General features: G+C 35.1%; 12 protein-coding genes. All 12 read left to right on the forward strand.

What is annotated here, in order from left to right; genetic code table 11:
- Positions 1–32 precede the first annotated feature (32 nt).
- The 12 genes from ACGH6P_RS07370 (at position 33) to ACGH6P_RS07425 (ending at position 11,979) form a co-directional block, all read left to right on the forward strand.
- Positions 33–473: a D-Ala-D-Ala carboxypeptidase family metallohydrolase gene (locus tag ACGH6P_RS07370; RefSeq protein WP_411597132.1), complete on the forward strand. Its 441-nt coding sequence runs from the start codon at positions 33–35 to the stop codon at positions 471–473.
- Complete coding sequence (locus tag ACGH6P_RS07375; protein ID WP_411597133.1) at positions 470–949, forward strand: lysis system i-spanin subunit Rz; 480 nt, start codon at positions 470–472, stop codon at positions 947–949. Before ACGH6P_RS07370 ends, ACGH6P_RS07375 begins: the two co-directional genes overlap by 4 nt.
- Before the next feature lie 151 nt (positions 950–1,100).
- Complete coding sequence (locus ACGH6P_RS07380; protein ID WP_220215508.1) at positions 1,101–1,508, forward strand: phage tail terminator-like protein; 408 nt, start codon at positions 1,101–1,103, stop codon at positions 1,506–1,508.
- Between the two features lie 24 nt (positions 1,509–1,532).
- Positions 1,533–2,189: a phage tail protein gene (locus tag ACGH6P_RS07385; RefSeq protein ID WP_411597134.1), complete on the forward strand. Its 657-nt coding sequence runs from the start codon at positions 1,533–1,535 to the stop codon at positions 2,187–2,189.
- 16 nt (positions 2,190–2,205) lie between these two features.
- Positions 2,206–2,520, forward strand: a complete 315-nt coding sequence (locus ACGH6P_RS07390; protein WP_411597135.1) for a phage tail assembly chaperone — start codon at positions 2,206–2,208, stop codon at positions 2,518–2,520.
- Positions 2,517–2,822, forward strand: coding sequence for a DUF1799 domain-containing protein (locus ACGH6P_RS07395; protein ID WP_411597206.1), 306 nt, complete (start codon positions 2,517–2,519; stop codon positions 2,820–2,822). Before ACGH6P_RS07390 ends, ACGH6P_RS07395 begins: the two co-directional genes overlap by 4 nt.
- A gap of 35 nt (positions 2,823–2,857) precedes the next feature.
- Positions 2,858–5,428 (forward strand): phage tail tape measure protein, encoded by a 2,571-nt coding sequence (locus tag ACGH6P_RS07400; protein WP_411597136.1) that lies wholly within the window; start codon positions 2,858–2,860, stop codon positions 5,426–5,428.
- A gap of 339 nt (positions 5,429–5,767) precedes the next feature.
- The gene (locus ACGH6P_RS07405; protein ID WP_220215504.1) at positions 5,768–6,109 is read left to right on the forward strand and encodes a phage tail protein; all 342 of its coding nucleotides are present in this window, start codon (positions 5,768–5,770) and stop codon (positions 6,107–6,109) included.
- Positions 6,110–6,171: 62 nt separating this feature from the next.
- Complete coding sequence (locus ACGH6P_RS07410; protein WP_411597137.1) at positions 6,172–6,906, forward strand: phage minor tail protein L; 735 nt, start codon at positions 6,172–6,174, stop codon at positions 6,904–6,906.
- A gap of 1 nt (position 6,907) precedes the next feature.
- A complete protein-coding gene (locus ACGH6P_RS07415; RefSeq protein ID WP_411597138.1) occupies positions 6,908–7,630 on the forward strand; it encodes a C40 family peptidase in 723 nt (240 codons plus the stop codon).
- Positions 7,620–8,237, forward strand: coding sequence for a tail assembly protein (locus tag ACGH6P_RS07420; RefSeq protein WP_411597139.1), 618 nt, complete (start codon positions 7,620–7,622; stop codon positions 8,235–8,237). Before ACGH6P_RS07415 ends, ACGH6P_RS07420 begins: the two co-directional genes overlap by 11 nt.
- 7 nt (positions 8,238–8,244) lie before the next feature.
- The gene (locus ACGH6P_RS07425) at positions 8,245–11,979 is read left to right on the forward strand and encodes a phage tail tip protein (RefSeq protein WP_411597140.1); all 3,735 of its coding nucleotides are present in this window, start codon (positions 8,245–8,247) and stop codon (positions 11,977–11,979) included.
- Positions 11,980–12,010: the final 31 nt, after the last annotated feature.

Genomic DNA, 12,010 nt, shown 5'->3' on the forward strand with positions numbered 1-12,010 from the left:
ACACGTGGACATGATGATTAAAAGGAAAACTAATGAAACTGACTGAACATTTTAAACTGGATGAGTTTACCTACTCACTAACAGCCAGTCGATTAAAAATTGACAATTCGGTACCGGCAGCACTGATGCCCAATATCCAATTAACAGCAATAAAACTTGAACTGGTCAGAAAAGCCCTTGAGCACCCAATCATCATTACTTCCGGTTACCGTTGTCCGGCATTAAATGCGCGGGTAGGCGGGGTGGCAAGTAGTGCACACACTCAAGGTTTGGCGGTTGACTTCCGTTCGCCATTTGGCACACCGAAACAAATCTGTCAACGATTGATAGATGCAGGAGTCGTGTTTGATAAGCTTATTCAGGAGCATAATCAATGGGTTCATATCGGATTCAGTCCCACTCATAATCGCCAAATAATGCTGACCGTCGTCAAAAATGGTGGTAAAACGGTGTATTTAAACGGATTAGTATGATGAATAAATTAACATTGCTGATTAAGTTATTACCGTATGGTGGCATTGTAATAACCGGTTTAGCGATTTATTTTGCATATCACTGTTGGCAAGGCGAACAACTGGCAATGGCTAAAACGGTGGCGTTAGAAGCACAATTTAACGCATATAAACAAGGTAACAGTGCCATTAAATTAATTGAGTCAAATATTCTTGAGACAATAAAAGATGAACAGGTTAAAACAGACAGTTTACGTGATGATGTGGATAATGGCCTTGTCGAGTTGCGCATCAAAGTCGCCACCCTCGAACGAAATAGTGCCGCCACCGGCGATATTGCTGACAAAGCCTTACGACTTGCAAAATCTTCTCAACAAGATTATTACCGTCTCACCCACGCAATCAGCTATAACCAAGCCCTAATCGAAGGATGGCAACAATACTACTGTCAGGTCATTGCACCTCAAAATAACACACTGTTTATGTGTAATAGATAATTGTTTTATTAGGTGTAGATAGCCTTTTCTAATCGAATTTATTGAATAAATTTAAAAAACTCTTCCTTAATTTCTGAAGTTTTTATGAAATTTATAAGCAAACAATAATTAACAAGATCTATTTTTAAAATGTCGCTAAGGAGATGATAATTTGATTTCAACAATCTCAGCATTGCTTGAATCTCACCTTGATATTATTGCAAAGAAACTAAACTTACCTGTTTTCGCTGAAAATAGTGAAATACTTTCTCATTCCGATATTTATCTCAGAACTTATATTTTACCAGAAGTAACAACAAGCGTTGATTCAGAAGGAAAATTGAAGGTTTATCGAGGTGTTTATCAAATTTCTGTTGTCGCACCTATCAATAGCGGTAAGTTACGTTCTCAACAAATATCTGATGATATTATTCAGCATTTTCCACTCAATTTAGAGTTAACAAGTCCTAACTTTTCACTTTATGTAAATTCTATACCAAGTGTTTATCCAGCAAAAATGGATAATGCTTGTTATACACTACCGATCAGCTTTAACTATCGTGCTGATTCTATATTTTAAATAAAATCTAAGGAGATATATATTATGGGTTTTGCTTTACCTAATGGTTCACGTGTATATGTACAAAAATCACACAATGAAGTAACTAACTTTAATTCAATTTCTAATGCTAAAGAAGCAGCGGTAACTTTAAATTCAGGGCATGGACTAGTGGTCGGGGACGAAGTCATGCTCACTTCATCATGGACTAAATTGAATAATATTGTCGCAAAAATTTCTCATGTAAATAACAATGAAGTGACTTTGGGTAATATTAATACTAGTAATACAACGGTATTCCCTGTTGGGGAAGGACAAGGAACTATCACCAAAATCACAGAATGGGAACAACTACCTCAAATTAAAGAGGTTGCTACTGAAGGTGGTGAACAGCAATTTATTCAAATTCAGTTCCTTGATGATGATGCAGAACGTCAATTACCGACTATCAAATCAGCGAAAAGTAAAAGTTTTACCATTGCTCATGACAGCTCATTACCTATCTACACATTGTTACAGCAGTTGGATTTAACCAATAATGTTGTTGCAATGAAAATGTATGTTCCTAAAGCTAAAGAAACACGTTATGACTCTGTACGTATTGCTTTTGATCCAACGCCAACAACAGCCATTAATGATATTGAAACTGTAAAAGTGAGTGCCACAGTTGAATCACCAGCAATTACTTTTTATAAAGATTAATTAGGATATTTTAATCATGGCAAAATTTAAACTTATTGCAGATCCGACATTTAGATGTGAGGTTTCCATTCCGCGTCCTGGATTGGACGATGGTCAAATTAGTTTTGATTTCAAACATTATTCGGTTGATAAACTGACCGTGTTTGAGACCGAGCTTAAGGATAAACCTATCATTGAATTTATGATGAAAATTGTATCCGGTTGGAATTTGGATGAAGAGTTTAATCAAGAAAATTTAAATATCTTATTAAATAACTATCCTGCTGCTTGGCAAGCAATAACCAATAGTTATTATAAAGAGATGTTGGGACAGCGAGAAAAAAACTCATAGAGCTTGCCACTGCACTTTATTCATCAACGCCTTCAAAAACTGAACTTGATTCTTTTGGGCTATCGGAAGTCGATTATGAAGATGAGTATATAGAAATATGGTCAGATAACTGGGATGCTTTCCAGTTATTCCAAGCCATGTCAACGCAGTGGAGAACAAGCATGAGTGGTATTTTAGGTCTTGACTATAATTGCTTGCCTTGGGTAATGCAAATGCTTGATATTAAAGGAAACCAAAAAATTTTTAATGATATTCGGTTAATGGAAAGTCAGGCCTTAACAATCATACACAAATCAAAATAACCGACGAAAGTCGGTTTATTTAATATGGGTAATCTATGTCAAAAACAACTACATTATCATTAAAAGTTGAAACAGGTAATCTTGATAAAGAGATTAAAAGAATTAACGAGTTAGATGTAAAGCTTAAAACCACTGATAAAAGTTTGAGAACACTAAATACATCTAAACTAATGCATAACAATATTAGTAAACGTCAATTGGAATCTTTATATAACCAAATTGGGGTCTATAATAAGTTATTAGGGATCATTCATCCGGTCAACAAAGCATTGGATAATCTGCTTTATGTGCAACAACAATTATCTGACAATAATGGAAATGGATTTATTGATGCTCATGCTTTTCAAGTTTTTAATTCAATAATTGAAAGCTCTAAGTATCAATTAATTGGGATAATTGAATCGCAAGAAACATTTGCCAATACAAGTGAAAAAATGAGTGTGGCATTAAGTCAGATTTCAAATCAAATGAAAGAGATGTCAGCACAAGCGAATATAAAGAAAAATCCATTAATGACACTGGCGGAACATGGAATAGAAATTGGTGAATTATTCGGTTCTATTGGAAAAGCTATTGGTACGATAGTTGAAGTGGGTGCTGTCGTTGGTAAGGATTTATTTGACTATTTTGATAATGCTGTATCTGCCACTGATAGTTTAAGTAAGTCCCAAGAAAAATTGTATAATATTGTTAAACTAAATAAAGATGGAACAGTTTCATTTACTGATGAATTGAAGGAGCTAGCAAATATAAATTCTAGCCTTGCGACGGCATTTATTCAAACTTCTAAAAGACTGTCCGACAATACAATTGTTCATTCGAGAGAAGCAATTAATGAGCTTTTAGAAGAATTTGATTTAAATGCAAAAAGAGTTATAAGTTCAAAAGAATCTTTAACCAGGGATATTTTAGCTGAACATCCCCAAATAAAGTATAATCCAAGCTATATTGATGGCAGACCTGGTCATCAACGTTATATTCATGAACAAATTGAGAAAACCAATAAGTCTTTTAATATTAGTAATGAAAATGCATCAGTTTTTTATGATAAACTTTATGAAATAAGAAAAATCTCAGATTCATTTGAATTGGCTGATAAATTAAATGAGATTGCAACTTATGTAGGAAATATATCAAAGGAAACGGGAGAAGGAAATGATAATTTAGACGATTTTATAATTAAATTGAAAGATATTATCATTAAAGTCCATAACTCAAAAAAAGTACTGGAGTCATTAAATGATTTAAATGGCAACCCTCAAGGCGATAAAGGCAATGGAAATAAAATAAATACTTTATTTTCTTCAAAAAATAGTGCGCCGTCATTATTAAAAACTAGTCAACATGATGAGAAAAATCTTCAAATTCAATTAGAATCATTAAAAGAACAGAATGCAACGATCGGTGCGATAACGGCAGAACGTAAAAAATACTTTGATTTGCAAGCTCAGATTAACATCTTGGAACAAGAAAACAATAAAAGTAGACTAACCGCAGAAGAACGTTATTTACTAGCCAATAAAGCGTCGTTACTTACTCAATATGAAAAAAATGCGGCAATTTCTGAAGAAATCAATGGTCGAATCAAAGCCCAACAGATTTTACAAAATATTACTCACAATTCTACTCAATTACAAAATGAGATTGCAGATAAAAAAGCGACCTTTGGAATGACATCATCTCAATCGTCAAGGTATCAAAGTCGAATTAATTTAGAAAGAAACAAGGAACAAGATTTAGATCCGAGTAATAACCTAAGTCAAGAAAACATCATCACTATAACCCAAAACTACCTTGAGGCAGCTCAACTTTTAGAAGAAAGTTTTGTGCAAGAAGATTTACAAAAAGAAGATTGGATAGCTGGTTTAACAACAGGTTTGAAAGAATTTGCTGAAACATCTCAAGATGTTTTTAGTGTTGCTAAAGATTTTGCCCAAAATTCAATTGGATCTATGTCTCAAATGATGACAACGCTTGTCACAACAGGCAAAGCAAACTTTCAAGAGTTTGCAAAAACTATCTTAGTTAATCTAATTGAAATTATTAATAAATTGATTTTAGCACAGATTATTCAATCTGCTTTAACGAGTTTTGGTGGTGGAGGAAAAGCGACCGGAGGACTTCAACAAGCTTATACAGGGGGTGAAATTTTTGGATATGCTTCGGGAGGAAGTGTGGGATATGCATTGGAACCAGGCGGTTTTACTGGACGAGGTAATAAGTACCAACCAGCAGGAATCGTTCATAAAGGCGAGTTTGTTTTTACAAAAGAGGCAACTAAACGATTAGGTGTAGACTATCTTTATAGTCTGATGAATGATTCTCATAAAGGATACGATAGCGGTGGTTATGTTCATACCTCTATTTCGGCTCCGATAGCATTAGCCCAACGCACAACTCCTTCTTCAAATGCAATCACTGTTAATCCCAATATTGTATTAAATATGTCTTCAGAAAATAGTACTTCTACTCATGGCAATAATACCGATCCAAAACAAGTTCAATCTCAAGTAGATGCAGTTATTAGACGGCAAATGAATGAGATGTTTAAAAAATCAGTTTCACCGGGAGGAGAGTTATACAATGTCATGTATGCGATGAAGTAATGATATTAACCATTTAGATTCTTATTAAAATCTCTAAATGGCATAATTTTAATACTTATTCGAATATTAAAACACAATAACAACTCATTTTTAGTCATCCCTATTTCTTGGAATATCATCGTATTTTAGTCGTCTATAGCGCGTAAATGGATTCAGTTCAACAAAATTAAGTTAATTTCTTATTGCAAAAAAAACATAAAGTTAGAATTGATCACATTAATAAATATCCGTTCTCACGCTTATGTCAAAAAATTGTATTGTTAATTACTCAATTTTGATGTTTTTAATTCAACTAAATTACCTAGACATATTCAAAACCAAATTTTGTTTGAGGAGTATATGAAAGTAGATAAATTTAAATGGAAAACAATGCATTCCCCCAATGGAGGGGAAAAAATGAGTATCACAGAAGTAAAATTTAACGATGGATATTCTCAAATTTGGAGTTCTGGAATCAATAAATCAGGTGAAACATGGGATTTGTCCTATACGGGTCATTGTAACGAATTATCTGAAATCCGTCAGTTTCTTAACAGCCATATTATTCATTCCTTTCAGTGGGTTAACCCTTGGGGAGAAGAAAGATTATATCGTGTTCAAAACGAATCAATCAAATCTGAATTTATCTCTTCGAATGTGGTAAAGCTAAGTTTTACTTTTGTCCAATCTTATGCACCTTAATTATTCAAATGTAGACCTCAAAAAATTTTCTTAATTAAGTTTTGGGGATTGATGGAGAGAACATGTCAATAACACAAGATTTACAAGCCATTGAAGGCAATGAGCTGATACAACTTATTGAAGTTGATTGTACAAAATTTGGGCTTGATGAGGTTTTACGATTTCATTCTCATAATATCTCTGCTGAAGGGTGGGCTTCCTTTGCTGTTGGAAATTTACCTTCTATAAAATGGCAAGGTAAAGAATATTTACCGTATCCGTATGAATTAAGCGATCTTGAATTAAGTAGTACGGGTGCACAACCTACCCCTAAATTGTCAATCGGTAATATTGACGGAAGAGTGACTAGATTGTGTATAGATTATGATGATTTAGTTCAAGCGAGAGTAAAAATTCATACCACAATGGCAAAATACCTTGATTCAGACAACTGGTTAGCAGGTAATGCCACAGCCGATCCAACTCAAGAAAGAGTTCAATTATTTTTTATTAACAATAAACGCGAAGAAACGAAAGCTATTGTTGAATTTGAACTTTGTTCGCCATTTGATATTCAAAATTTACAATTGCCTACCAGGCAAATCACAACACTATGTACTTGGTGTATGCGCGGATGGTACCGCTCAGGTACAGGCTGTGATTATGCTGGAAAGAAGTTTTTCACCAAAGACGGAATTGCCGTTGATGATCCAGCAAAAGATGAATGTGGAGGACTATTAAAAGATTGTAAAGCCCGACATGGTAATAAACCTCTTCCGTTTGGTGGTTTTCCTGCGGCTAATCTTCAAGGTAAGTAATATGCGACAAAAATTATTAGATTCAATCAAAAAGCATGTGGATAGCGAATACCCAAATGAAGCTTGTGGATTCATTATTGATACGGGAAAAAAACAGATCTATCTACCTTGTAAAAACATTTCAGATAATCCAAAAGCGCATTTTTTAATATCATCAGAAGAACAGTTAGCTGCAGAAAAACAAGGTGAAATTATCATGATTATTCATTCTCATCCTGATGTTACGTCACTTGTTCCGTCAGAGTTTGACCGTATTCAATGTGATTATACAGGTATTGAATGGGGAATAATGTCTGCTCCTGATGGTGACTTTTGCACAATATCACCACGAATAAATCGAGATTATACAGGGCGGCAGTGGTTGCTTGGTCACGCTGATTGTTGGTCATTAATAATGAATTATTATGATCGTGAATATGGGATTAAATTAAACAATTATTCAGTGCCACGAGAATGGTGGGATAGTGGCAAAGAGCATCTTTATGATGATAATTGGCAAGCAGAAGGATTTGTTGAAGTCGGTCTGAATGATATGAAAGTCGGAGACATGATTATGATGCGCATTGGTTCGCAAGTCACAAATCATGCTGCTATTTATGTGGGTGATAATCTTATTTTACACCACCTGTACGGTCAATTATCTACACGTACACCTTACGGTAAATATTTTAGAGATAGAACTGTTCGCATTGTGCGGCATAAGGAGTTATTTAATGCTCAGTAAGTTAACATTGAAAGGTGCAATGGCAAGGCAATTTGGAAAAAAGCATACGTATGACGTAAACAATATCCGGGAATTGCTACGCGCACTTTGTGCGACAATAAAGGGATTTGAAAAATATATGAGTACGGCTCATTTAAAAGGCATTAAGTTTGCCTTTTTTGTGGATGGAAAAAATATTGGAATTGATGAGTTTGATATTAATGTTAATGGCAAAAATTATGTGATTATGCCGATAGCTCAAGGCGCAAAAAGTGGTGGTTTATTACAAGTTGTCATCGGAGCCGTTGCTTTAGTTGCTGCATTTTTCACTGCTGGAGCATCACTGGCCGCATGGAGTGCAGCGATGGCAGCGGGAACACTATCCGTTACGTCTATTTTAACAAGTATTGGTATTAATATGATGTTAGGAGGGGTTGTTCAATTATTAACTCCTCAACCCAAATTTAATGCAGGAGGAGCATCACATACCGAAAATAAACCTAATTATGGTTTTGGGGCGCCCGTTAATACCAATGCGGTAGGATATCCTGTTCCTGTTTTGTTAGGTAACCGTGAAATTGGTGGCGCAGTGATTAACGCTGGTATTTATTCAGAAGATCAACAATAGGTGGATTATGCAATTAATAGAAGGTCAAAAGGGTGGTAAAAAAAAGCAACATAGACCTTATGAACAACCCGATAATTTGCTTTCAACAGCAAAGCTCAAAGTACTTTTAGCATTAAGTGAAGGGGAAATTCAAGGCGATCTTACAGAACAAAATATATTCATTGATAATACTCCACTAGCTAATCTCGATGGTACACGTAATTTTAATGGTGTTGCATGGGAATTTCGTAATGGTGCCCAAACGCAAGATTATATTCAAGGAATACCTGAGATAAGTAATGAGTTAAAAACCGGTTTTACAGTAAAATCTGACAATCCTTGGATACGTTCATTTAATAATTTAAACTTGGATGCAGTTAGAATCAAATTAAGCTTACCAAGTCATATTGAGTATAAAGAAAATGGTGATATGATAGGAACCGTTACCAAGTATGTTATTGACTTATCAACAGATGGCAGTGCGTTTGAAACGGTTATTTATGGTGAATTTAATGGAAAAACTACCTCAGAATATCAGCGAGATCATCGCATCAATTTACCAAATGCATTAGAAGGGTGGACTATACGTGTTAGACGACTAACACCTGATTCGAAATCGAATAAATTGATTAATACGTTTAGTGTTTTTTCATATGCGGAAATTATTGACAGTAAATTACGGTATCCTAATACCGCTCTACTTTATATCGAGTTAGATGCTAGCCAATTTAATGGTTCTATTCCTAAAATTAGTTGTAAACTGAAAGGGAAAATTGTTCAAGTACCAGACAATTATGATCCAGTAAACAGGACCTATTCAGGCATTTGGACAGGTGGATTTAAAATGGCATATACCAATAATCCTGCTTGGCTTTCTTATTATTTAATGCGTGATGAGATAGCTGGTATGGGGATCAGAATTGATTCATCAATGCTCGATAAATGGTCAATTTATCAATTAGGTCAGTATTGTGATCAAATGGTACCTGATGGTCGAGGTGGCATGGAGCCTCGCTTTGCTTGTAATGAATATATACAAAGTCAAGAAGAGGCTTATAACGTTCTAAAAGATTTAGTGGCTTCATTTCGGGGCATTATATTTTGGGGTAATGATCAGATCTGTTTAACCGCAGATATGCCACAAGATGAACCAGATTTTATCTATCATCCTTCTAATGTTATTGGCGATTTTACCTATTCTGGTGGTTCATATAAAAATCGTTATACATCCTGTTTAGTTGCATATTCTGATCCCAACAATCATTATTGTGATGATGTTGAGGCTGTGTGGGATCATGATTTGATGCGTCGTTATGATGTCAATGTCATGAAATTAACAGCGATAGGTTGTACTTCTCAAGCTGAAGCGCAACGACGTGGACGTTGGGCTTTACTTTCTAATGCAAAAGATGAAGTGATCACATTTTCGGTAGGACTCGATGGCTATATTCCTTTACCTGCGCGAATCATTGGGATTGCTGACCCTTCTCGTTCTGGCAAAGAAAATGGCGGGCGTATTCACGCCGTTGAAGGACGAAGAATCACATTAGATAGAGCTGTTGAATATGATGTGGGCGATCGGTTAGTCCTTAATTTACCGGATGGCACTGCGCAAAGCCGAACGATTAGAGCGATTAGTACCGACAAAAAAACACTCACTGTTACGGCTAATTATAAACTGACACCAGTTGCTGGCGCAGTATGGTGTATTGATAGTGATAATATCGCTATTCAATATTATAGAGTAACCTCAATATCATCGTCTAATGAAGGTCAGTTTACAATTACGGCTATTCATCATGATCCAAATAAATTCAGATATATAGATCAAGGTATACGATTAGAGCCAAAACCAATAACAGTTACTCCTCCAAGCTCAGTTTCATCCCCCAAAAATATTGTTTTATCAGAAAGCAGTTATATCTCCCAGGGACTGTCGGTGGCATCATTGCAAGCTTCTTGGGATGTGGTAGAAGGTGCGACAAACTATATTGCTCAATGGAGAAAAGATAATTCGTCTTGGATTAATATTGGTCGAACTAATGGAATGAATTTTACCGTCGAGGGTGTTTATACTGGTGTATATGAAGTTCGAGTACGAGCAGTAAATGCGATTGATGCATCTTCACCCTGGGCTTATTCACAAACCAAAGCAATCAAAGGAAAAGTTGGTAAACCTGACAGACCAGTAGACTTTACTGCTAGCGAAAGTGTGGTATTTGGTATTGACCTTAATTGGTCGTTTCCAATTGGAAGCGGTGATAGTAGTTACACAGAAATTCAATATAGTACGACTGAAAATGAAGAAAATGCCCTGCTATTAAGCAATGTTAGTTACCCAACTTGCAATTATTCTCAGACCGGGTTAGCTATAGGTCAACAGTTTTTCTACCGTGCTCGCCTTGTCGATAAAATCGGTAACATCAGTGATTGGACAAATTGGGTTAGAGGTGTTTCAAGTACCAATACTAATGATTTGACAGACCATATTTTTGAAGAAATAAAAGAAACAGACGCTTGGCAATCTCTTGTCGACTCTGCTGATAATGCTGCTATTAATTCAATAGCGAATGCAAAATCCATTATTGAAAATGCACTGGCTATAGACGCTGAGACAAAACAGCGCAGAGTTGAAAACGCCAACTTATCCGCTGAAATTCAAGAAACCCATTCAGCGTTATTAACTGAGAAAGCAGCAACAGCCATTGCTTTAAAAGAGTTGAACGCTAAATACGGTAATATAAATAGCAATTTATCAGAATTAAAACAGACAACAGCTGAACAAAATGCCGCTACTGCCAAATCAATACAGGCAATTAACACAAAAGTTGGAGATGTTTCTACCACCATTTCAAATGTCAGTGAAACGGTAAATAATTTAAATGGTAAAGTTTCAGCTCATCGTACAATGAAAGTTGAAGTAGATGACAAAGGTCAACAGTATGTTGCAGGTATGACAATGGGTGTTGAAAATACTGAACAAGGAATGCAAAGTAATGTCATTTTTCTTCAAGATCGTTTTTCAATCATGAACTCAGCCAATGGAAATCCTCAAACAGTCTTTACGACACAGGGCAATCAAGTTGTCATCAATGATGCAGTTATTGGTGATGCTTCAATAACGAACACGAAAATTGGCAATATTATTGAATCAAATAATTTTAGAGAGGGTGTATCTGGTTGGCAATTATCCAAGCATACAGGAACATTGAAAGCCATTAATGCTGACATTTCAGGGAGACTGCGTGCCACATCAGGAGAGTTGAATAATGTCGTTATCAATGAGAATTGTGAAATTCAAGGTACTTTAAATGTTAATCAAATCAAGGGAAATGTGCTTTCGGCTGTTTCATTTGTGAAAGATGTCAAATTGCAAGAGTTAAATCCGAATCAAAATGTACATATAATGAGTGTTATTGCAAATGGACAATGGCAAAAACTATGTTTTGCTAATGAAATCATTGTTACATCTAATTATAAGAGAGGAATGATTTATAAGGAATGGGAAATTTTAGAAAATTTTCGAGGTAATCCTAAAATTTTATTTAATAATCAATACCCAATGGATTTAAAAAAAATTTACACTAAAAATAGGCTTCGAAATTTATGTTTATACATTCCGCCATTTACTTATGGTGAAAAAGTGAATATTTCGATCACAATTGATAAATCAGGTAGAAATAAACCAGCATATTTGTTTTGTTTCAATACGCTAGTATTTTTAATGAAAAACTCAGATGGTTTTATAATCGATTTGCAATAAAAAAATCTCAAAGTATTCAATCAAATTAGAG

The sequence above is a fragment of the Gilliamella sp. CG25 genome (genome assembly GCF_046635705.1).
In the GTDB taxonomy this organism is placed as follows: Bacteria; Pseudomonadota; Gammaproteobacteria; order Enterobacterales; family Orbaceae; genus Gilliamella; species Gilliamella apicola_I.

What these genes read in the sequence shown, in the direction of transcription:
- ACGH6P_RS07370 (WP_411597132.1), top strand. Translation starts at nt 33, where the DNA reads ATGAAACTGACTGAACATTTTAAACTGGATGAGTTTACCTACTCACTA.
- ACGH6P_RS07375 (WP_411597133.1), top strand. Translation starts at nt 470, where the DNA reads ATGATGAATAAATTAACATTGCTGATTAAGTTATTACCGTATGGTGGC.
- ACGH6P_RS07385 (WP_411597134.1), top strand. Translation starts at nt 1,533, where the DNA reads ATGGGTTTTGCTTTACCTAATGGTTCACGTGTATATGTACAAAAATCA.
- ACGH6P_RS07390 (WP_411597135.1), top strand. Translation starts at nt 2,206, where the DNA reads ATGGCAAAATTTAAACTTATTGCAGATCCGACATTTAGATGTGAGGTT.
- ACGH6P_RS07400 (WP_411597136.1), top strand. Translation starts at nt 2,858, where the DNA reads ATGTCAAAAACAACTACATTATCATTAAAAGTTGAAACAGGTAATCTT.
- ACGH6P_RS07405 (WP_220215504.1), top strand. Translation starts at nt 5,768, where the DNA reads ATGAAAGTAGATAAATTTAAATGGAAAACAATGCATTCCCCCAATGGA.
- ACGH6P_RS07410 (WP_411597137.1), top strand. Translation starts at nt 6,172, where the DNA reads ATGTCAATAACACAAGATTTACAAGCCATTGAAGGCAATGAGCTGATA.
- ACGH6P_RS07415 (WP_411597138.1), top strand. Translation starts at nt 6,908, where the DNA reads ATGCGACAAAAATTATTAGATTCAATCAAAAAGCATGTGGATAGCGAA.
- ACGH6P_RS07420 (WP_411597139.1), top strand. Translation starts at nt 7,620, where the DNA reads ATGCTCAGTAAGTTAACATTGAAAGGTGCAATGGCAAGGCAATTTGGA.
- ACGH6P_RS07425 (WP_411597140.1), top strand. Translation starts at nt 8,245, where the DNA reads ATGCAATTAATAGAAGGTCAAAAGGGTGGTAAAAAAAAGCAACATAGA.